At 60.3% G+C, this 19,302-nt stretch carries 20 protein-coding genes; 5 read left to right on the forward strand and 15 right to left on the reverse strand.

Features of this window, described 5'->3' with window-relative positions; all coding sequences use genetic code 11:
- Nucleotides 1-47: 47 nt before the first annotated feature.
- The 6 genes from msrQ to HYI44_RS13060 all read right to left on the reverse strand — a co-directional run bounded on the left by msrQ (nucleotide 48) and on the right by HYI44_RS13060 (nucleotide 6,025).
- On the reverse strand, nucleotides 48-668 hold the full coding sequence (gene msrQ / locus HYI44_RS13035; RefSeq protein WP_225569571.1) for a protein-methionine-sulfoxide reductase heme-binding subunit MsrQ: 621 nt from the start codon (nucleotides 666-668) through the stop codon (nucleotides 48-50).
- The gene (msrP, locus tag HYI44_RS13040) at nucleotides 668-1,681 is read right to left on the reverse strand and encodes a protein-methionine-sulfoxide reductase catalytic subunit MsrP (protein ID WP_122839052.1); all 1,014 of its coding nucleotides are present in this window, start codon (nucleotides 1,679-1,681) and stop codon (nucleotides 668-670) included. The genes msrQ and msrP overlap by 1 nt, the downstream gene beginning before the upstream one ends.
- A 60-nt stretch (nucleotides 1,682-1,741) precedes the next feature.
- The gene (pssA, locus tag HYI44_RS13045; protein WP_225569572.1) at nucleotides 1,742-2,596 is read right to left on the reverse strand and encodes a CDP-diacylglycerol--serine O-phosphatidyltransferase; all 855 of its coding nucleotides are present in this window, start codon (nucleotides 2,594-2,596) and stop codon (nucleotides 1,742-1,744) included.
- Between the two features lie 145 nt (nucleotides 2,597-2,741).
- Nucleotides 2,742-3,758 carry a ketol-acid reductoisomerase gene (ilvC, locus tag HYI44_RS13050; protein WP_007948647.1) on the reverse strand — a complete coding sequence of 339 codons (1,017 nt, stop codon included), beginning with the start codon at nucleotides 3,756-3,758 and terminating at the stop codon, nucleotides 2,742-2,744.
- 48 nt (nucleotides 3,759-3,806) lie between these two features.
- Nucleotides 3,807-4,298, reverse strand: coding sequence for an acetolactate synthase small subunit (ilvN, locus tag HYI44_RS13055; RefSeq protein WP_003176102.1), 492 nt, complete (start codon nucleotides 4,296-4,298; stop codon nucleotides 3,807-3,809).
- Nucleotides 4,299-4,300: 2 nt separating this feature from the next.
- Entirely contained in the window at nucleotides 4,301-6,025 is a 1,725-nt protein-coding gene (locus HYI44_RS13060; protein WP_045059421.1) for an acetolactate synthase 3 large subunit, read from the reverse strand.
- 400 nt (nucleotides 6,026-6,425) lie between these two features.
- On the opposite strand from HYI44_RS13060, the gene HYI44_RS13065 reads away from it, so the two are divergent.
- Complete coding sequence (locus HYI44_RS13065) at nucleotides 6,426-6,839, forward strand: DUF4124 domain-containing protein (RefSeq protein WP_225569573.1); 414 nt, start codon at nucleotides 6,426-6,428, stop codon at nucleotides 6,837-6,839.
- A 122-nt stretch (nucleotides 6,840-6,961) separates the two neighbouring features.
- On the opposite strand, the gene HYI44_RS13070 is transcribed toward HYI44_RS13065, so the two are convergent.
- Genes HYI44_RS13070 through mrcB form a run of 3 tightly spaced genes read right to left on the reverse strand, consistent with a single transcriptional unit; the run spans nucleotide 6,962 to nucleotide 10,375 of the window.
- Nucleotides 6,962-7,297, reverse strand: coding sequence for a YqcC family protein (locus tag HYI44_RS13070; protein ID WP_045059413.1), 336 nt, complete (start codon nucleotides 7,295-7,297; stop codon nucleotides 6,962-6,964).
- Complete coding sequence (locus tag HYI44_RS13075; RefSeq protein WP_225569574.1) at nucleotides 7,297-8,034, reverse strand: tetratricopeptide repeat protein; 738 nt, start codon at nucleotides 8,032-8,034, stop codon at nucleotides 7,297-7,299. The genes HYI44_RS13070 and HYI44_RS13075 overlap by 1 nt, the downstream gene beginning before the upstream one ends.
- A gap of 16 nt (nucleotides 8,035-8,050) precedes the next feature.
- Nucleotides 8,051-10,375 (reverse strand): penicillin-binding protein 1B, encoded by a 2,325-nt coding sequence (mrcB, locus tag HYI44_RS13080; protein WP_122839049.1) that lies wholly within the window; start codon nucleotides 10,373-10,375, stop codon nucleotides 8,051-8,053.
- Between the two features lie 117 nt (nucleotides 10,376-10,492).
- Here mrcB and HYI44_RS13085 point away from each other — a divergent pair, with 117 nt between their 5' ends.
- The 3 genes from HYI44_RS13085 to HYI44_RS13095 all read left to right on the forward strand — a co-directional run bounded on the left by HYI44_RS13085 (nucleotide 10,493) and on the right by HYI44_RS13095 (nucleotide 12,966).
- Nucleotides 10,493-12,049, forward strand: a complete 1,557-nt coding sequence (locus HYI44_RS13085) for an AAA family ATPase (protein ID WP_225569575.1) — start codon at nucleotides 10,493-10,495, stop codon at nucleotides 12,047-12,049.
- A 90-nt stretch (nucleotides 12,050-12,139) separates the two neighbouring features.
- Nucleotides 12,140-12,484, forward strand: coding sequence for a pentapeptide repeat-containing protein (locus tag HYI44_RS13090; protein WP_122839047.1), 345 nt, complete (start codon nucleotides 12,140-12,142; stop codon nucleotides 12,482-12,484).
- A gap of 209 nt (nucleotides 12,485-12,693) precedes the next feature.
- On the forward strand, nucleotides 12,694-12,966 hold the full coding sequence (locus HYI44_RS13095; protein ID WP_007971093.1) for a TfoX/Sxy family protein: 273 nt from the start codon (nucleotides 12,694-12,696) through the stop codon (nucleotides 12,964-12,966).
- A gap of 246 nt (nucleotides 12,967-13,212) precedes the next feature.
- Here the strand turns inward: HYI44_RS13095 and HYI44_RS13100 are convergent, their stop codons facing one another.
- From HYI44_RS13100 to HYI44_RS13115, 4 genes are read right to left on the reverse strand one after another with little or no spacing between them, the layout of a single operon-like run.
- Nucleotides 13,213-14,097 carry a ChaN family lipoprotein gene (locus tag HYI44_RS13100; protein ID WP_201147310.1) on the reverse strand — a complete coding sequence of 295 codons (885 nt, stop codon included), beginning with the start codon at nucleotides 14,095-14,097 and terminating at the stop codon, nucleotides 13,213-13,215.
- Nucleotides 14,098-14,118: 21 nt separating this feature from the next.
- Nucleotides 14,119-14,886 (reverse strand): heme ABC transporter ATP-binding protein, encoded by a 768-nt coding sequence (locus tag HYI44_RS13105; protein WP_201147309.1) that lies wholly within the window; start codon nucleotides 14,884-14,886, stop codon nucleotides 14,119-14,121.
- Nucleotides 14,886-15,869 carry a FecCD family ABC transporter permease gene (locus HYI44_RS13110; RefSeq protein WP_201147312.1) on the reverse strand — a complete coding sequence of 328 codons (984 nt, stop codon included), beginning with the start codon at nucleotides 15,867-15,869 and terminating at the stop codon, nucleotides 14,886-14,888. The genes HYI44_RS13105 and HYI44_RS13110 overlap by 1 nt, the downstream gene beginning before the upstream one ends.
- A gap of 50 nt (nucleotides 15,870-15,919) precedes the next feature.
- Nucleotides 15,920-16,792 carry a heme/hemin ABC transporter substrate-binding protein gene (locus HYI44_RS13115; RefSeq protein WP_225569576.1) on the reverse strand — a complete coding sequence of 291 codons (873 nt, stop codon included), beginning with the start codon at nucleotides 16,790-16,792 and terminating at the stop codon, nucleotides 15,920-15,922.
- 159 nt (nucleotides 16,793-16,951) lie between these two features.
- Here HYI44_RS13115 and HYI44_RS13120 point away from each other — a divergent pair, with 159 nt between their 5' ends.
- Nucleotides 16,952-17,269 carry a Rieske (2Fe-2S) protein gene (locus HYI44_RS13120; protein WP_225569577.1) on the forward strand — a complete coding sequence of 106 codons (318 nt, stop codon included), beginning with the start codon at nucleotides 16,952-16,954 and terminating at the stop codon, nucleotides 17,267-17,269.
- Here the strand turns inward: HYI44_RS13120 and sfsA are convergent.
- Together sfsA and HYI44_RS13130 are read right to left on the reverse strand one after the other, a co-directional pair.
- Entirely contained in the window at nucleotides 17,266-17,979 is a 714-nt protein-coding gene (gene sfsA / locus HYI44_RS13125) for a DNA/RNA nuclease SfsA (RefSeq protein ID WP_225569578.1), read from the reverse strand. The two genes, HYI44_RS13120 and sfsA, sit on opposite strands and share 4 nt — an antisense overlap.
- A complete protein-coding gene (locus HYI44_RS13130; protein ID WP_225569579.1) occupies nucleotides 17,979-19,151 on the reverse strand; it encodes a pyridoxal phosphate-dependent aminotransferase in 1,173 nt (390 codons plus the stop codon). Before HYI44_RS13130 ends, sfsA begins: the two co-directional genes overlap by 1 nt.
- Nucleotides 19,152-19,302 lie beyond the last annotated feature (151 nt).

The following is a 19,302-nucleotide window of genomic DNA, read 5'->3' on the forward strand; positions in this document are numbered from 1 at the left end:
GAAGTGGGGCGAATTATAGACATCTGAAATCTGCCGTCAAGGCCTAATTACGCCTTCCTGGCAGAAGAGGCCTTTTTAGCCCATAACCGCGGTATTCGACGGGACACAACAGGCAGCCGCATTACCAAAAGCAGCCCTCCTATAGATGCGTAGATGGCCCACTCTTCAAGATCAGCACGCACAATCCACAACATATGCAGCAAACCAAGCCCGAGCACCACATAAGCCAATCGATGCAGCTTCTTCCAGCGAGCGCCTAATCGGCGCTGGCTGTATCGGTTCGACGTCACGGCCATTGCGAGCAGGCAGAGAAATGCCAGGGCCCCGACAATGATGTAAGGCCGCTTGCGCAACTCGACACCCAGCTGCGACCAGTCAAACCCAAGGATAAATGCCATATACCCGCACAGATGCAGGACCACGTAGGCAAAACACCATAATCCGAGCTGGCGGCGCACGGCGATCCACCCCGCCCAACCGCTGAGTTTGTGCAGTGGCGTCATCGCCAGCGTGACCAGCAGCAGTATGAGGGTACCCAGCCCCAGGCGATCAACCAGCACCTTACCGGGATCAGGCCCAAGCACATCTGCCCAGGCCTGGTACAACCACAAGACCGGCCAGACGGCGGCGGCGATGAACACGCCGCTTCGCCAGTACGGGAAACGCATCAGTAGTTCTTCCGCAGATCGAGCCCTGTATATAGAGAAGCGACTTCTTCCGAGTAGCCGTTGAACATCTGGGTGTCCCGCACGTTCGGCTTGAACAGGCCACTGGGCAGGCGCCGCTCGCGGGCCTGGGTCCAGCGTGGGTGATCGACCGTTGGATTCACGTTCGCGTAAAAGCCATATTCATCTGCGGCAAGACTCTGCCAGGTCGTCTTGGGCTGCTCGCTGACCAGGCTGATCCGCACAATGGACTTGATGCTCTTGAAGCCATACTTCCAGGGCACCACCAACCGCAGCGGCGCACCGTTCTGGTTGGGCAACTCGCGCCCATACATGCCCACCGCAAGAATTGCCAGCGGATTCATTGCCTCATCCAGGCGCAAACCTTCGACATAGGGCCAGTCGATCAAGGCGAAACCGGAACGCTGGCCGGGCATGGTCTTGGGGTCCTGCAAGGTTTCGAAGCGGATGTACCTGGCACTGGCGCTCGGCTCCACCTGTTTGAGCAATGCCGAGAGGGGAAAGCCAAGCCAGGGAATGACCATCGACCAGGCTTCCACACAACGCAGGCGGTAAATGCGCTCTTCCAGCTGATAGGGCTTCATGAAGTCTTCCAGCGCGTACCGCCCCGGCTTACCCACCTCCCCGTCTACAACCACACTCCAGGGTTCGGTCTTCAGCGCGCCTGCGTTCGCCGCGGGGTCGCCTTTTTCGGTGCCGAACTCATAAAAGTTGTTGTAGTGGGTCGCATCCTTGAATGGCGTGATCGCCTCATCCTTGACTGTCACCGCACCCCAACGCGTAGCGGGAAGTTTCTCGGAGAACCAGGAAGGCGCCTTGCCAGGCTCGACGTCGGCGTAGCGGGACGCCTCTTCGGCGCTGACCCAACGCGGCAGGCTGCCAACGGCCAATCCGGCAACGGCAGCGCCAAGGACGTTACGTCGAGATAAATACAGGGATTGAGGCGTGACGTCCGACTCATGGCAGTCAGACGCCTGGGGGATCTTGATCAGCATGGCTACTCCGCAGTTTTGGAGGACAGATGCACCAAATTAGACTGCGGAGTATGAGGGATATCAGGCGTTTTTGTTCCGGCGAAGTCTTAATAGATATTGCACCGGACCAGAGGCTGCGTAAGCAAGGAACACCAGTAACAGAATACGCGGCGGATCACTGAATACCACTGCGAACACCAGCACCACGGCCAGGATTGCCACGAACGGCACCCGCCCTTTCAGGTCCAGCTCCTTGAAGCTGTTGTACTTGATGTTGCTGACCATCAGCATACCCGCGGCGGCAACCATCAGCGCCACCAGGAAAGACATCCTGGAGCCCTGGATGCCGTAGTCACTGAACGCCCAGACGATACCGGCAACCACACCCGCCGCTGCCGGACTGGCAAGCCCGATAAAGTAGCGCTTGTCTGCGGTGCCCACTTGAGTGTTGAAGCGCGCCAGTCGCAGCGCCGCGCCCGCCACATAGATGAAGGCAACCATCCAGCCGACCTTGCCCATGTCACCCAGGGCCCAGCCGAACGCCAACAGCGCCGGGGCAACGCCGAAGGCGACCATGTCCGACAGCGAATCGTATTCGGCACCGAAGGCACTTTGGGTATTGGTCATGCGGGCCACGCGGCCGTCGAGACCGTCCAGCACCATGGCGACAAAGATCGCAATGGCGGCGAAAGCAAAGTATTTGCTTGCGCCGACCGAGTCACCGGCGCTCGCTGCCGCCTGGGCGCTCATCGAGCTGATGATGGAATAGAACCCCGCGAAGAGATTCGCGGTGGTGAATAGATTCGGCAGAAGATAGATACCACGATGCCGGACTTTACGACCTTCAGCGTCATGCCCTTCTTCGATGTGTTCATCGATGGGCAGCAGGCTTTCGGCGTCAGAAGCCTGGTTTGGCTCTTCGGGACGTTCGCTCATGGACATTACCTTGCAACAGGGTGGAGAAATTTCGACAGGCGTCTGGGACGAGGGTTCGCCCGCAAACGATGCAGCTTTATACCAGAACCGGCCGCCCAAACGAAAAAACGCGGCCTAGGCCGCGTTTTCCGTACAAGTGCGCGACTTAGTTCTTGGCTTTGTCGACGATCTTGTTGGCACCGATCCAAGGCATCATGGAGCGCAGTTGCTCGCCGATGATTTCGATGCCGTGAGCGGCGTTGTTGCGACGCTTGGCGGTCATCGAAGGATAGCCGGTAGCGCCTTCGCTGATGAACATCTTGGCGTACTCGCCGTCCTGAATACGTTTCAGGGCGTTGCGCATGGCCTGACGGGATTCGGCGTTGATCACTTCCGGGCCGGTCACGTACTCGCCGTATTCAGCGTTGTTGGAGATCGAGTAGTTCATGTTGGCGATACCGCCTTCGTACATGAGGTCAACGATCAGCTTCAGTTCGTGCAGGCATTCGAAGTAGGCCATTTCCGGCGCGTAGCCAGCTTCAACCAGGGTTTCGAAACCGGCTTTAACCAGTTCAACCGTACCGCCACACAGTACGGCTTGCTCGCCGAACAGGTCGGTTTCGGTCTCGTCCTTGAACGTGGTTTCGATGATGCCGGTACGACCACCGCCAACGCCTGCAGCGTAGGACAGTGCAACGTTCTTGGCGTTGCCGGAAGCGTCCTGGTAGATAGCGATCAGATCAGGGATGCCGCCGCCTTTGACGAACTCGGAGCGAACAGTGTGGCCCGGTGCTTTCGGCGCGATCATGATCACGTCGAGGTCCGCGCGTGGCACTACCTGGTTGTAGTGGATCGCGAAGCCGTGGGAGAAGGCCAGGGTGGCGCCTTTCTTGATGTTCGGCTCGATTTCGTTCTTGTACAGGGCGGACTGGAACTCGTCCGGAGTCAGGATCATGACCAGGTCGGCAGCTGCAACAGCGGAAGCAACGTCAGTCACTTTCAAGCCGTGAGCTTCAGCCTTGGCAACAGTGGCCGAGCCTTTACGCAGGCCAACAGTTACGTCAACGCCGGAATCTTTGAGGTTGCACGCTTGAGCGTGACCCTGGGAACCGTAACCGATGATGGCAACTTTCTTGCCCTGGATGATGGACAGGTCGCAGTCTTTTTCGTAATAAACTTTCATGAAATTCCCCTATATATCCAGGCCGTTCAGGCCATTCACTAATTTGGTTTAAATGCTGAGTACTTTGTCGCCGCGAGCGATGCCGGTTACGCCACTGCGGACGGTTTCCAGGATCGATGCGGTGCCGATGGACTGAATGAAGCTGTCGAGCTTGTCGCTGGTACCGGTCAACTGAACGGTATACACGCTGGCGCTGACGTCGACGATCTGTCCACGGTAAATATCGGTGGTGCGTTTGATCTCGGCGCGCTGGGCGCCAGTGGCCTTGACCTTGACCAGCATCAGTTCGCGCTCGATGTGAGCACTCTCCGACAGGTCGACCAGTTTGACCACTTCGATCAACTTGTTCAGGTTTTTGGTGATCTGCTCGATCACTTCGTCATGACCAACGGTGGTCAACGTCAGGCGCGACAGGGTCGGGTCTTCGGTCGGTGCCACAGTCAGGCTTTCGATGTTGTAGTTGCGCTGCGAGAACAGGCCAACTACACGAGAAAGAGCACCCGGTTCGTTTTCCAGAAGCAAGGAAATAATATGCCGCATGATTAAGTACGCTCCGTCTTGCTCAGCCACATATCGCGCATGGAGCCGTCTTTGATCTGCATCGGGTAGACGTGCTCGCTGGTGTCTACCGAAACATCGATGATGACCAGGCGATCCTTCATGGCGAACGCTTCTGCCATCTTCGTCTTCAAATCTTTCGATTCGGTGATGCGCACGCCGACGTGACCGTAGGCCTCCGCCAACTTGACGAAATCAGGCAACGATTCCATATAGGAATGCGAGTGACGGCTGCCGTAGCTCATGTCTTGCCACTGGCGAACCATACCCAGAACACCGTTGTTCAGGATCACGATCTTCACTGGCAGGCCATACTGCAGGCAGGTCGACAGCTCCTGGATGTTCATCTGGATGCTGCCCTCGCCCGTCACGCAGACGACGTCGGCATCCGGGAAGCTCAACTTGATGCCCATGGCCGCCGGGAAACCGAAGCCCATGGTGCCCAGGCCACCGGAGTTGATCCAGCGATTGGGCTTGTTGAACGTGTAGTACTGAGCGGCGAACATCTGGTGCTGCCCTACGTCCGAGGCAACAAAGGCATCGCCCTTGGTGACTTCGCACAGGGTTTCGATCACGGTCTGCGGCTTGATGACGCCGCCGTCGCCCTTGTCGTAAGGGAACAGGCCACGATCACCGCGCCACTCATCAACTTGCTTCCACCAGCTGGCAACGGACTCCTTGTTCGGGGTCTCGCCGATTTCCTTGAGGATCGCGACCATTTCGGTCAGGACGCTTTCCACCGGACCAACGATGGGTACATCGGCCTTGATGGTCTTGGAGATCGAAGCCGGGTCGATGTCGATGTGGATGATCTTGGCGTTCGGGCAAAACTTCGCCGGGCCGTTGATCACACGGTCATCAAAACGTGCACCGACTGCCAGGATCACATCGGCGTGGTGCATCGCCAGGTTGGCGGTGTAGCTGCCGTGCATGCCGAGCATGCCGATGAACTGGCGATCGGTGCCAGGGTAGGCACCCAGGCCCATCAGGGTATTGGTCACTGGCAGGTTGAGCATTTTCGCCAGCTCGGTAAGCGGCGCAGAGCCACCACCGAGGATCACGCCGCCGCCGGCGTACATCACTGGCCGCTTGGCCGCCAGGAGCATTTCTGCAGCCTTGCGGATTTGCCCGGAGTGACCGCGAACGGCCGGGCTGTAGGAACGCAGCTTGGCTTTCTTCGGGAAAATGTATTCGAACTTCTCGGCCGGGTTGGTCATGTCTTTGGGGATATCGACAACGACCGGACCAGGACGACCGGATTGCGCCAGGTAGAACGCCTTCTTCATCACTTCCGGAATTTCCGACGCGTGCTTGATCATGAAGCTGTGCTTCACGATCGGCCGGGAGATACCGATCATGTCGGTTTCCTGGAACGCGTCGGTGCCTACCATGGTGCTAGGCACCTGGCCGGAAATGACCACCATCGGAATGGAGTCCATGTAGGCCGTGGCAATACCGGTAATGGCGTTGGTTGCGCCCGGCCCGGAAGTGACCAGTACCACGCCGGCTTTGCCGGTGGCACGGGCATAGCCGTCAGCCATATGGGTCGCAGCCTGCTCGTGGCGAACCAGGATGTGGGTCACTTCCGGTTCTTTGAACAGGGCATCGTAGACATGAAGAAGAGCACCACCCGGGTACCCGTAGATGTACTTGACGCCTTCGTCACGCAAAAAGCGGACGAGCATCTCACCGCCAGATAAAAGCTCCACGTTGTTCACCTCTAAAACGCCAGAATACCGTCCACATGCAAAAGGACGGGTCTTAATAGGTTTACTTCTCAGCAGAGCATGAGCGACGGTGGTCGCCGACTACGTCAGCACTGACTGAGCAAGTATTGGGATCGTCCCAAGTGTTGCGGGGCTTTCCCACCCAGCGCGAGGTAACGCGTTGCGGGTGTAGCAGGTCGGCGCGGGTATGCGCCTCATGATCTGCCGAGTGGGTCTGCTTCTGGCAGTCCCTCTACAGCGGACTTTGGATTCTTCTGTTTCGTCCCCTCCAAGTCAAGCCGTCTATGTGCTTTATTGAAGTAAGCGCATGAGAAAGCAAGAAAAAACCGCTAAACCGCAACTGTGTTAGCTTCAATTGCGCAACTCATGGCAAGGAAATGGCATGCGAACTTTATTGATGGTCGGTCTACTGATCAGCCCTTGGTGTCTGGCGGGACAAATCTACAAGTGGGTCGACGCCCAAGGCGTGACTCATTTCGACGCCCAGCCTCCTCAAGGTCAGGAGGCGACGACGGTGCTCACTCCGGCACCGGCCCCGGCCAAGCCGGTACCACCGCCACGCAGCCATGCGATTGGCGACCAGCAGGCGATCGACAAATCGGTGAAGGCACAGGTGGCCGAGCAGCAGGCGCAGTTGCAGGCGTTCTGCCAACAGGCCCGCACGAACCTGGCCCAGCTACAGAACAATCCAAGATTACGGGAGGAAGTCGACGGTGAGATGCGCCGCCTGAACGAGCAACAGCGTCAGGAGCGCATCAGCGAAACACAGAAACAGATTGGGGATAACTGCCAATAGAACCCTGCGTAGGAGCTGCCGAGCGAAGCAGAGGCTGCGATCTTTTGACCTTTACCCCAGAACAACAAGATCAAGAGATCGCAGCCTCGTTGCACTCGACAGCTCCGACATCGGATCCGGCGCTAGCGGGCAGCCGTGATCAGCAGGTCAAACTCCTTGAGCAGCACCTGCAATTGCCGATCCTTGCCCTGCACATTGCGCGCGGCGAACACCATTTCGGCCATTTCCTGGATTCCCGACGCATTGGGCAACGGGAGATCCTGTTCGAGGATCATTTTCATCCGCGGCAGGAAAATCCATTGCAGCCACTGTTCGAAATCCAGCGTATCGACCGAGAAAGGCTCAACGCTGGAAAGCGCCTCAGTGGAGGGCGAGACGTCGTCCCACCATCCCTGCACTCGCAGTTCGCGCTCGATCAAAAGCAGTTGCTCGGCGATCTTCGGAAAGCGTGCGTCCATCACAGCGTGACCTTGGCCTTCTGACGGGCCAGCGCAGCGCCCGCGGAATCACCCTGCTTCTCACGCGCCTGGGCGATCAGCCCCCACAGGCTGGCCTGCAGGTCCGGTCGGCCATTGGCCATGGTCAGGCCCCGGCGGGCGAACTGCTCAGCCTGTGCTGCATCACCTTGGGCCATGCGCACCTGGGCCAGGCGATAAAGCACCTGCGGCTCACGTGGCGCCACCCGCTGGGCACGCTCAAGGCTCGACGACGCGCCATTGAGGTCACCGCCCGCCTGTTGCTGCTGGGCCGTGGTCAACAGCGCCAGCACTGGACCGTCCAGTTGCTCATCGGCCGACAAGCCACCGCCGGTACTGGCTGACGGAATTCCGCTCGGAGTCGCCGGCATGCTGTAGCTGCCCTGGTTGATCGGCGCCGACTGCACGGGCGCCGTATCGATTGGACCTGGCGTGATCGGCCCCGGCGTGATCGGCGAAGTGCTGATAGGCGCTGAAGCCACCGCACCACCGCCTGGGATCATCACCACCACCCCAGTATCACCTTGCGGTATCGCCTGGGCCTGCGCCTGTACCGGACGCTTGACCGTCGCCTGCCGGAAACCGCCATTGGCCTGCACACGTTCGCTGTTCGAAACGGCGCTGCCGGAATCCACCACCGGAATGGACCCGCGTTGTACGGTGGAGCAACCGCTGAGCAAAGCCACGGCGGTAACTGCTGGAATCAACCACTTGTTCACTTGAAACCCTCTTTGCTTAGTTCATCCAGCCCTTGACCCAATCCATCACCGTTTCGCCCGAAGCAGGGCTTTCGCCACCGCAAGCGGGGCCGGGAGGCGGTTCGCTGCCGCGAATATACGGCATCTGTACGGCACCTGGACAACCCGCATCAGAACCCTGCCCCGTGCGTGAATCAACCCAGGCCTGAACAATGTTGTCTGGTTGCGGCATGTCCAGCGGCAACGGGTCGGCCTTGCGCATGAAACTGGTCCAGACCTGCAACGCGCCGGTGGCGCCGGTGAACGGCGTCTTGCCGTTGTCATCGCGCCCCAACCACACCACGGCCAGCAAGTCCTGGCTGAAGCCGGCGAACCAGCTGTCTCGCGAATCGTTACTGGTACCGGTCTTGCCGGCCAGGGTCAGGGTCTTGGGCAACACGTTATAAACCGAACTGCCGGTACCTTCACGCATGACCCGCTGCATGGCGCTCTGGACCAGATAAATGGAAGCCGGGTCGAAACGCTGCTCGATCTGGAACGGATAACGCTTGAGTGGCTCGCCTTCGGCGGTGAGCACACTGCGAATGCCGCGCATCGGTGTATTGAACCCGCCGTTGGCGAGGGTCTGGTACATGGTTGCCACTTCGATCGGGGTCAAGCCTCCGGCCCCCAGCAACATCGACGGGAATGCCGGAAACTCGCGACTCACACCCAGTCGTGCAAGCGTCTTGAGCACGTTCGGCACGCCCACCGCCAAGCCCAGGCGAGCGGTCGACAGGTTGTAGGAATGCGCCAGGCCTTGATAAAGGAATACCGTGCCATGGGAGCGGCGATCGTAGTTCTGCGGTTTCCAGACCTGGCCGTCCGCGCCCTTCACCGAGAAGGAGTCGTCCGACAGCCAACTGGTGAGGGTGTACTGGCTTGGCTTTTCCAGGGCCGTCAGATAAACAGCCGGTTTGATCAGCGAGCCGATCGGTCGAACCGCATCCAGCGCGCGGTTGAATCCGGCAAAACTGGCCTGGCGGCTGCCGATCATGGCCTGGACTTCGCCGGTTTCCGGATTGGTCACGACCATCGCCGCTTCAACCTCATCGGAGCCCTTGCGCCCGGACAGACGTTTGAACGTGTCATTGACCGACGCTTCGGCTTTCATCTGCAGGATCGGATCAAAGCTGGTGAAAATCCGCAGGCCTTCTTCGGTCAAATCCTCGTCGCGATAGTCCTGGCGCAGCTGACGCTTGACCAGATCGAGGAAGCCTGGGAACGAGCTGTCGGCGAGTTTCCCGCGGGTAGTCACACCCAGTGGCAATTTCTTCGCGGCGGCGACCTGCTCTGCAGTGGCGACACCCTGCTCCTGAAGGACATCCAGCACCAGGTTGCGGCGCTCCAGGGCGCGTTCGGGGTTACGACGCGGATTGTAGTAGGAAGGGCCCTTGACCATGCCCACCAGCAAGGCCACCTGATGCAGTTTCAGCTCGGACAGAGGCTGGCCGAAGAAGAACTGGCTGGCCAGTCCAAAACCGTGCACCGCACGCTGGCCGTCCTGGCCGACGAACACTTCATTGAGGTAAGCCTCAAGAATTTCGCGCTTGTCGTAATGCAACTCCAGCAACATCGCCATCATGGCTTCGGTGAGTTTGCGGGTCAGGCTGCGTTCGCTGGTCAGGTAGAAGTTCTTGACCAATTGTTGCGTCAGCGTACTGCCGCCCTGGGTCATTTTGCCGCCGGACGTGTTGACCCAGACGGCACGGGCAATCGACTTGGGTGACACACCCCAGTGGGTATAGAAGTCCCGGTCTTCCACGGCGACCAGGGTTTCCAGCAGATACGGCGGAACCTGATCGATTTTTATCAGGATGCGGTCTTCGAGATTCTTCGGGTAAATCCCGCCGATCAGCAGCGGCTCCAGGCGCACCACCGAAAGCTTCGAGCCATTGGTGGCCGACAGTTCCGCCACGTAATCGCCGGAGAAACGCACGCGCACGGGCTGGGCTTTCTCCATACCTTCATAGAACTGGAAGCCTCGGGTATTCAAGTCGACGGTGTTACCGTTGACCGCCGCAGCGCCAGGACCATTGCTCACGCTCTCGCGCCGGTAGCCCAGGGCGTCGAGCTCGGTGAGGAAGTCTTCCTTGCTCAGCTTCTGCCCGGTAAACAGCTCGAGCGGGCGCGCGTAGACCTTGGCCGGAATGGTCCAGCGCTTGCCGGAGAACTTCTCCTGGACAATTGCATCAAGGTAAACCGCAAATCCGGCGAGCACCACGAGGCCGACCAGACTGAGTTTAAGGGCCCAGCCCAGCCACGGGCGCAGGCCCCTGGAAGGTGGTTTTTTTGGAGTGCGGGGGGATCGAGTACGAGTCATGGCGGCGGATTATACGCACTTTTTTCATACTCAACAGGAGGCCTCCGAGGTTTGCGTCGAGCGGACTTGCGGCCATAATGGCGACCGTGAATTTTCCCAGACTCTGAAGGATCGCCTGTGAGCCAGTCCCTGATCGCTGCCCTGCAAAACCCGGCCCTCTACCCGCATCCCGTAGACGGGTTCCAGGTCATCGAGACCCACATTTCCTGGGTCCTGCTTACCGGCCCTTTTGCTTACAAAGTGAAAAAACCGGTGAATTTCGGCTTCCTTGACTTCACCAGCCTGGACGCTCGCGAGCACTTCTGCGGCGAAGAGCTGCGCCTTAACCAGCGTTTGACCAATGATTTGTATCTTGAAGTGTTGCCCATTACCGGCAGCGCCGAAGCGCCGCAATGGGGTGGCGACGGGCAGGTGATCGAGTTCGCGCTGAAAATGCGTCAATTCCCGCAAAGTAATCTGCTCAGCACCTTGCAAGCCAATGGTGAATTGACCACCGCGCACATCGACGAGATGGCCGCGCAGATCGCGCAATTCCACCTCGCGGCGCCTAAAGTCCCGGCCGAACATGAAGCCGGTACGCCGGACGCCGTGATGGCACCGGTGAGCCAGAACTTTGAGCAAATCCGCCCGTTCCTCAGCGACAAGACCGACCTCCTGCAACTGGACGCGCTGCAAGCCTGGGCCGAAAGCAGCTTCGAACGCCTCAAACCGTTGATGGCCCAGCGCAAGGCCGACGGCTTCACTCGCGAGTGCCACGGTGATATCCACTTGGGCAACGCAACGCTGATCGACGGCAAGGTCGTGATCTTCGACTGCATCGAATTTAATGAGCCGTTCCGCTTCACCGACGTCTATGCCGACACCGGCTTCCTGGCTATGGACCTGGAAGATCGTGGACTGAAGAGCCTGGCGCGCCGTTTCATCAGCCAGTACCTGGAACTGACCGGTGACTACCAGGGCCTGGAGCTGCTGAACTTCTACAAGGCCTACCGCGCCCTGGTTCGGGCCAAGGTCACCCTGTTCAGCATGCCGGCCGCCGCCGACCCCGTGCAACGTGCGACCGCCCTGCGCCAATACCGCAACTACGCCAACCTGGCGGAAAGCTACAGCACCATCCCGTCTCGCTTCATGGCTATCACCCATGGTGTTTCCGCGGTAGGTAAAAGTCGAGTAGCCATGCGCCTGGTAGAAGCACTGGGCGCCATCCGCCTGCGCTCCGACGTAGAGCGCAAACGCCTGTTCGGTGAGCAGACCGTTGCAAATGAGCCACAGGCCGGCATTTACAGCGCTGAAGCCAGTGCCGCGACCTACGCCCGTCTCCATGAAATTGCCGGGATCATCCTGCGTGCCGGCTTCCCGGTCGTGGTCGACGCCACTTACCTCAAGCACGAGCAACGCGACGGTGCAGCCCAAATCGCCGAAGCTACCGGTGCGCCCTTCCTCATCCTGGACTGCAATGCGCCGCAAGCTGTCATCGAGACCTGGCTGGCCCTGCGCCAGGCGGACAACACTGACCCATCCGACGCAACCCTGGCCGTTATCGAAGCCCAGCAGGCTAACCGAGAGCCGCTGACGCCAGCGGAGATTCTCTGCAGCAAACGCGTCCAGACCAATGAAAGCGGCACACTGGATACCGTGGTAGCGCAGATTCGCCAGCGCTTGCCAGGCTTGTAAGGGGCATTTCGTCTGTGAGGTCTTCGCCGACCTCACGGGCGCCCGATAGTGGCACTATACTGGCGTCATAAATCCAACAGGTGATGTGACATGAGCCAGCCCAAACTCCTCGACACTCCGCTCTATGCCTTGCTGCACAAGGACGACATCACAGGCTTCAACAGCGAACGCCCAGTCGAGGGCGTCATAGACATGGTCGGAGGCGACTTTCGCGGCCTGGACCTGCGCGAACTGAATGCCGACGGCGTGGATTTCACCGACGCCTACTTCCGCTCCGCCGACTTGCGCGGCATCGACTTTCGCAAATCCTCCATGGAAGGTGCGAGCCTGGCTCACGCCCAGATCTCGGGCGCTTACTTTCCGCCCGAACTGAGTGCAGATGAAATCCTGATGTCGATGAATTTCGGTACGCGCCTGCGCTATCGCACCCGCTGAAATCGCGCATGAACGCCCGTCCGGCGCCCCCCGCTCTGCGCTGGACTGCTTACGCCTGCCCGCGCAAAAGGCCAACTGCCCAGTCCTGCATCAGGACCGCTTAGAAGCTTTTGCCCTGAAACCGACCAAACAATCACGCTTTTCCTGCTGATGGCTACACTCCTGAGAAGCTTGCCCACGCTCCCATTCGGCCGTCGCAAGGAGGCTTGATGAATGATGAACTGCAACACCTGAAGAATCTTGGCAAGACGTCAGCGCAGTGGTTGCATGCCGTGGGCATTCACAGCGCCTCGGACTTGCGTCGCCTCGGGGCGGTGGATGCCTATCGCGCCGTGCGCACGCGCGGGTTTCGAGCGTCCAAGGTGTTGTTGTATGCGATCGAAGGTGCGCTGATGGACGTGCACTGGAACGATATTCCTGCGGAGCGAAAGGAAGCATTGAACAAGCAACTGGAGGCCATCTCTTCACGGCACAAGAACTGAATTGCCCGCTGACTGGCCTGGAAGCCTCTGACTACGTGGCTTTCAGGGCAATTACAAATTAACGATCAATCAGCTGTTGACATGGTAATGAGAATCGCTATGATTATCACAACTGGTCGCGAGACTGGTCGATATTTGAACAGCCCTTGGTTCGGACTCTCAGATATCTCCTCATCAGGCTAATCACGGTTATTTGACCCGGCTCTTGCCGGGTCTTTTTTTGCCCGCTGAAACATGCCCGGCCTTTCATTTTTTGCGGGTTTTCCCGAGCTGCTTGCGCATCTGCTTACAATAATCCGGCGCCTTCACCTTCGGCGTATACCAGACATAATCCGCCATCCCCACCGTGACCTCACTGCCCTGCTGAGCCAGCATCAACACCGTCGCTCCCTCCTGCGCCCCCAGATCCATCAGATGGATTGGCACGCCGACATCCTTGCGCGCATGAAAAGCGCCAGCGAACAGCAAGGCAGGCTCCGGCGCTGCGAGCAGGCGTTCGGCCATGCGTCGGTCCCGTTGTTGCTGGACCGCCAGCATCGCGGGCAGTTGCGACTTGGGCAGCAGGCCGCAATGGGAGTCGCGGACTTGCTTGAGCAGTTCATCCTTTACGGCCTCTGCGCTGGACCGAGAACCGCTTGGCATCGCCGGGTGGGTATACGCCGCACGGACTTCCAGCGGGTCCAGATTTGCGGCAAGCAAGGGATACGGCTGGGTCAGGGCAAACTGAATGATGGGCCCGTACAGCGCCCAGTCCCAACCTTCCTGCCAGGCCAATGCATCGCGCAAATCCGCCGGGGGCTTGGAGGCCTGGCGAACCTGATCGACATGCGGTTGTTGGTCCGGGGTGAGCATTTCGAGCAGCAGGCTGCCTTGGGTTCGTTGCTCACCCAAGGCTTGCAGCAACCACAACTGCAAGGCGTGGTGATCACGATTGTCGTGTTGCTCGCCCACGATCAGCCGCGATGGCCTGGCCAGCGCCGCCAGCAGTTGCTCTGCCGTCAACACCTGGCCAGTGCGCAGGTCACGAATCTCCCCGGCCACAGGAGGCGGCGGAGGTGGAGCAGGTGGCGGCGCGGAAACATGCGTACAGGCCCCCAGCAGGAGCACCACCAGAATCAAGACTGCGCGCATGTTTACGCTCCTATGACAGATTCAACGAGCAATGATCAGCGGATGTCCACGCTCCGGATGCGGCTGCACCAGCACTTCGAGCCCGAACACTGCCTTCAGCGGCTCCGGGCGCAATACCTGCTCGGGCGTATCCAGCGCCACCTGCCGGCCGCCTTCGAGCAGCAACAGGCGATCACAATAGCGCGCGGCCAGGTTCAGGTCATGCAGGATCACCAGCACTGCCGCGCCCCGGTTGGCAAATTCGCGCACGGCTTGCAACGTGGTGTGCTGGTGCAGCGGATCGAGCATTGAGGTCGGCTCATCGAGCAACAAGGTCTGTCCTGCCTGCCCCGGCCACAACTGCGCCAGCACCCTGGCCAGATGCACCCGCTGGCGTTCGCCACCCGACAGTGCCAGGTAGCTGCGGCCGCTCAAGTGACCGGCGTCAGCGGCCTGCAAGGCGGCAGTGACGATTTCGTCATCGCGCACTCGACCGGTTTGATAAGGCAAACGGCCCATACCGACAACTTCCTCGACACGGAAGGCGAAGTCCAGCGTCGAGACTTGCGGCAATACGGCCAATCGCTGGGCTCGCTGGACACCCGTGCACTGGCTCAACTCCAGCTCATTGAGCCAGACGCTGCCGTGATCAGCCTTCAACTCACCGCACAACGCCCCCAGCAAAGTACTTTTGCCGGCACCGTTGGGGCCCAGCACGCCGAGCACCTCTCCAGGCTTGAGCTCAAGCGTGATGTCCGTCAGCACCGCCTTGGTGCCCCTGCGGATTTGCAGATTCTGCGTACGCAGCATCACACGCGCCTCCGGACCAGTAGCAATAGAAAGAACGGGGCGCCGATGAACGCGGTGACTATCCCGATCGGCAGCTCGGCCGGCGCCAGGGCCAGACGGGCGACCAGATCGGCAAACAACAGCAGGCTGGCACCGGCCAGTATCGAAGCCGGTAACAGCACCCGATGGTCGGGACCGGCCAGCAGTCGCACCAGGTGCGGCACGACCAACCCGACAAAGCCGATCATGCCGGCCGCCGCCACCGCCGCGCCGACCCCCAGCGCGGTGCAAAACACCAGCTCGCGCTTGAGCCTTTCGACGTCGATGCCCAGGTGGCCGGCTTCGGACTCGCCCAACAATAACGCGTTCAGCGCCCTCGCCCGGCGTGGCAACCATAGCGCCACGCCGACACTGACCAGTAACAAGGGCCAGAGTCGCGAGTAACTGGCGCCATTGAGGCTCCCCAGGTTCCAGAAAGTCAGAGTGCGCAGGGTGGCGTCATCGGCCATATAAGTGAAGAGCCCGACGGCCGAACCCGCCAACGCTGTCAGGGCGATACCGGCCAACAACATGGTCGCGACATTTGTCTGACCGTTGCGCCGGCCCAGTCGATACACCAGCGCGGTCACCCCCAGCCCACCGAGGAAGGCACACAGCGATAACAGATACGGCCCGAAGGACTCTGGTAGCCCGCCAAATGCCGAGCCGCCGACAATCGCGATGGCCGCCCCCAAGGCAGCGCCACTGGAGACCCCCACCAGCCCTGGATCGGCCAGCGGGTTGCGAAACAAACCCTGCATCGCCACGCCAGACAGCGCCAACACCCCGCCTACCGCCAGGCCCAGCAGGGTTCGGGGCAGGCGAATCTGGCCGAGGATCAATTCAGCCTGCTCCAGGCCCTCAGGCGCAATGGGCACGCCCACCATGCGCAAGCCGGCGCGCAAGGTATCGACCAAGGGCAGGCTGACCGGCCCGAGTGCCAACGACAACCAGATAGCCAGCAGGCACAACAGGCTCAAGCCGATGAACAGGGTTCGGGGTTTGACCAGTACGGTCATTGCGCGGACATACCCGGGTAGAAGCCGTCAGCGAGCGACCTCAACGCATCGGGCAAGCGCGGCCCCAGCCCGCCTACCAGCAAGGTCGGATCCAGCTGGATGACCCGCCCGTTCTTGGCGGCAAGGGTCGAGGAAAGAATCGGGTTTTCCCTGAACAACGCCGCGCGGGCCTCTTCACCTGTCAGTACGCGATCGGCGAACACCAGCACCTGCGGATTGAGGCTGGCCAACGCTTCGACGGAAAACGGCTTGTAGCCGGTATGAGTTGCCAGGTTGTGCCCGCCGGCCATCTTCAGCATCCAGTCTGCGGCCGTGCCCTGGCCGGCGATCAACGGTTTGCCACCGGCATGACCGACCAGCAACAGCACTCCGGGAGCCTTTTGCCTGAGCTGCGCCTGGGTCACCCGAAGCTGTTGCTCGTCAAGTTGCGAGCGATAGGACTGGAACGCCCGGGACGCCTGCTCCTCAGCACCCAGCAATTTGCCCAGGTGCTGCAAATTACCCTGCAATGCCGCCAGGTCAGGCTGGGCCGAGAACAATTCGACCTGCACCCCCGCAGTGCGCACCTGCGACAACACCGGTGGTGGCCCCATCTCCTCGGTCCCCACAAGAATCTGTGGGCGAAGGCTCAGAATGCCCTCCGCCGACAGCTGGCGCTGATAGCCAATGCTCGGTAACGCCTTGAGCGCTGGCGGGTGCTGGCTGGTGGTGTCGACCCCGACCAGCTTCGACTCTCCCCCCAGCACGCTGACCCATTCCGATACCGCGCCACCTGCGCTGACCCACCGCTGGGGCAACTCGGCCGCCGTCGCATGATGACTGGCGAGAAGTCCGATACAGAGCGCAGCAACGCGGGTACTCAGGCGCATGAATAGCTTCCTTTAAGGTTTTTCCCGGACAGGGAGGCGGCAGGCCAAGTATCCTCGACATCCGGCCTCCAGCGGGCGAAGCCGGCATTTGATAATTGTTTGCATTTGCACGTCAAGCTCGGACACATCTGTCAGAGGTTTCGGCATTCGAGGATAGCCATGAAGTTTTTTTGCGCAGGCACCGAGCTGCCCGATGACAGCAGCCGCGGCTTCGAGATCGAAGGCCGCAAACTCTTTGCCGTGCGTCGCAGCGGCCGGGTCTACGTCTACCTCAATCGCTGCCCGCACCGCGGCGTCGGCCTGGAATGGCAGCCCGACCAGTTTCTCGACCCCAGCAACAGCCTTATCCAGTGCGCCACCCACGGCGCCCTGTTTCTGATCGAGGACGGCGAATGCGTGTCCGGCCCGTGCGCCGGGCAGTCCCTGACACCGGTCCCCTGCCGAGAAGACGCTCAGGGAATATGGGTCAACCTTTAGCCGTTGAGCAGCACGGCCAGGCGCCGATCGACCCGCATCCCCTCATGACTCAAGCACACGCCGTAGGCCAGTACTTCCACCCCGCAGGCCACCGCTTCACGCAGTGCCTCGGCGTAGGCTGGATCAATTTCGTGGGCCGCACGCACCGCCTCGATGCCGGTCAGGTTCACGCAATACAGCTGCACCGCGCGAATCCCGTCCCGCGCCAGGTGCGCCAATTCCCGAAGATGTTTGGCCCCGCGCTGGGTGACTGCATCAGGAAAGGCCGCTACCGATGAGCCATCGAAACCCAGCGTGACACTTTTGACTTCGACATAAGCTGGCCCGCCAGGGTAATCCAGGCGGAAATCGATGCGACTGCTTTCCTGACCGTAAGCCACTTCACGCTTGAGCTCAGTGAAACCGTTCAGCTCGGTGATGACCCCACCGCGCAACGCTTCCTCGATCAAGCCGTTGGCGCGCCCGGTGTTCACGCAGAACAAGCGCCCCTGGGGCGTTTCGCCAATCTCCCAGGTACCAGGCAACTTGCGTTTCGGATCATTGGAGCGACTGAACCAGACCTGCCCGCCCTCGACCTGGCAGTTGAGCATCGAGCCGGTATTGGGACAGTGAATGGTCAGCAACTCGCCATTCACGGTCTCGATATCGGCGAGAAAACGCTTATAGCGACGGATCAGCCGGCCTTCTTCGAGTGGAGGATCAAAGCGCATCAGCCTTGCCAGCTCCGCAGACCACGGGCAATTCTCTCGACGGCTTCCTGCAGGCGCAGCAAGTTTTGCGTGTAGGCAAAGCGCACGTGATGGCCAGCCTGGTAACGCCCAAAATCGAGCCCCGGCGTAATTGCCACATGCTCGGTTTCAAGGAAATGCCGACAGAACGCGAAGGCATCACCGCCGAATTTGCTGATATCGGCATACAAGTAGAAAGCGCCCTCCGGTTCTACGGCAATGCCGAAACCCAATTCCCGCAAAGCGGGCAGGAGGAAATCGCGGCGGCGGCCGAATTCGGCACGGCGTTCTTCGAGAATGCTGAGGGTGGCCGGTTCGAAGCACGCCAGGGCAGCGTGCTGAGCCATGCTTGGGGCGCTGATGTAGAGATTTTGCGCAAGTTTTTCCAGCTCGCCGACGGCGGCTTCGGGCGCTACCAGCCAACCGAGACGCCAGCCGGTCATTCCGAAATACTTTGAAAAACTATTCAGGACAAAGGCACTGTCGTCCACTTCCAGCACACTGGCCGCGTCGGTGCCATAGGTCAGGCCATGATAGATCTCGTCCACCACGAGATGGCCGTGCCGCGCCTTGATCGCATTGGACAGGCCCGCCAGCTCGTCGCGGGTCAGAATGGTTCCGGTCGGATTGGCGGGCGATGCCACCAACGCGCCGACGCTGTCCTGGTCCCAATGCCGCGCCACCAGGTCGGGGGTCAATTGGTAACGCACCTCGGGGCCAACTGGCACTAACTGCGCGGCACCCTCCACCAGCCGCAGGAAATGCCGGTTGCACGGGTACCCCGGGTCCGCCAGCAACCAGTGTTTGCCCGGATCGACCAGCAAGGCGCTGGCCAGCAACAGTGCCCCGGAGCCACCCGGCGTGATCAATATTCGCCGAGGGTCGATATCCAGGCCGTAACGTTGCTGATAGAACCCCGAAATAGCCTCGCGCAGCTCGGGGATCCCCCGCGCGGCGGTGTAACGGGTCTTGCCGGCGGTCAAGGCGGCCTGGCCTGCCTGGATGATCGGCTCGGCCGTGGTGAAGTCCGGCTCACCGATTTCCAGGTGGATCACGTCGTGGCCTGCAGCCTGTAACTCATTGGCGCGGGCCAGCAGGGCCATGACGTGGAACGGTTCGATCGCGCGACTGCGGGCACTGTAGGACTGAGCCATCGGCCTTCCTTCAACGGGAGAAAAAACTGATTCTACCCAAGCGCAGGAACGAGCGAGAACCTAAAGCGGTCAGAGCGTTATAACGCTGGTCTCAATCGACTCAAGCGTGTGCCCCAGGTTTGACTAAAATCAATATTTGATCAGGTCTCCA

It is taken from the genome of Pseudomonas sp. Y24-6 (genome assembly GCF_020295325.1).
Taxonomy (GTDB): domain Bacteria; phylum Pseudomonadota; class Gammaproteobacteria; order Pseudomonadales; family Pseudomonadaceae; genus Aquipseudomonas; species Aquipseudomonas gregormendelii.

Bases quoted from the DNA above. Each gene is read 5' to 3' on its own strand.
- msrQ (WP_225569571.1), bottom strand. From the start codon at position 668: ATGCGTTTCCCGTACTGGCGAAGCGGCGTGTTCATCGCCGCCGCCGTC.
- msrP (WP_122839052.1), bottom strand. From the start codon at position 1,681: ATGCTGATCAAGATCCCCCAGGCGTCTGACTGCCATGAGTCGGACGTC.
- pssA (WP_225569572.1), bottom strand. From the start codon at position 2,596: ATGAGCGAACGTCCCGAAGAGCCAAACCAGGCTTCTGACGCCGAAAGC.
- ilvC (WP_007948647.1), bottom strand. From the start codon at position 3,758: ATGAAAGTTTATTACGAAAAAGACTGCGACCTGTCCATCATCCAGGGC.
- ilvN (WP_003176102.1), bottom strand. From the start codon at position 4,298: ATGCGGCATATTATTTCCTTGCTTCTGGAAAACGAACCGGGTGCTCTT.
- HYI44_RS13065 (WP_225569573.1), top strand. From the start codon at position 6,426: ATGCGAACTTTATTGATGGTCGGTCTACTGATCAGCCCTTGGTGTCTG.
- HYI44_RS13070 (WP_045059413.1), bottom strand. From the start codon at position 7,297: ATGGACGCACGCTTTCCGAAGATCGCCGAGCAACTGCTTTTGATCGAG.
- mrcB (WP_122839049.1), bottom strand. From the start codon at position 10,375: ATGACTCGTACTCGATCCCCCCGCACTCCAAAAAAACCACCTTCCAGG.
- HYI44_RS13090 (WP_122839047.1), top strand. From the start codon at position 12,140: ATGAGCCAGCCCAAACTCCTCGACACTCCGCTCTATGCCTTGCTGCAC.
- HYI44_RS13095 (WP_007971093.1), top strand. From the start codon at position 12,694: ATGAATGATGAACTGCAACACCTGAAGAATCTTGGCAAGACGTCAGCG.
- HYI44_RS13100 (WP_201147310.1), bottom strand. From the start codon at position 14,097: ATGCGCGCAGTCTTGATTCTGGTGGTGCTCCTGCTGGGGGCCTGTACG.
- HYI44_RS13105 (WP_201147309.1), bottom strand. From the start codon at position 14,886: ATGCTGCGTACGCAGAATCTGCAAATCCGCAGGGGCACCAAGGCGGTG.
- HYI44_RS13115 (WP_225569576.1), bottom strand. From the start codon at position 16,792: ATGCGCCTGAGTACCCGCGTTGCTGCGCTCTGTATCGGACTTCTCGCC.
- HYI44_RS13120 (WP_225569577.1), top strand. From the start codon at position 16,952: ATGAAGTTTTTTTGCGCAGGCACCGAGCTGCCCGATGACAGCAGCCGC.
- sfsA (WP_225569578.1), bottom strand. From the start codon at position 17,979: ATGCGCTTTGATCCTCCACTCGAAGAAGGCCGGCTGATCCGTCGCTAT.
- HYI44_RS13130 (WP_225569579.1), bottom strand. From the start codon at position 19,151: ATGGCTCAGTCCTACAGTGCCCGCAGTCGCGCGATCGAACCGTTCCAC.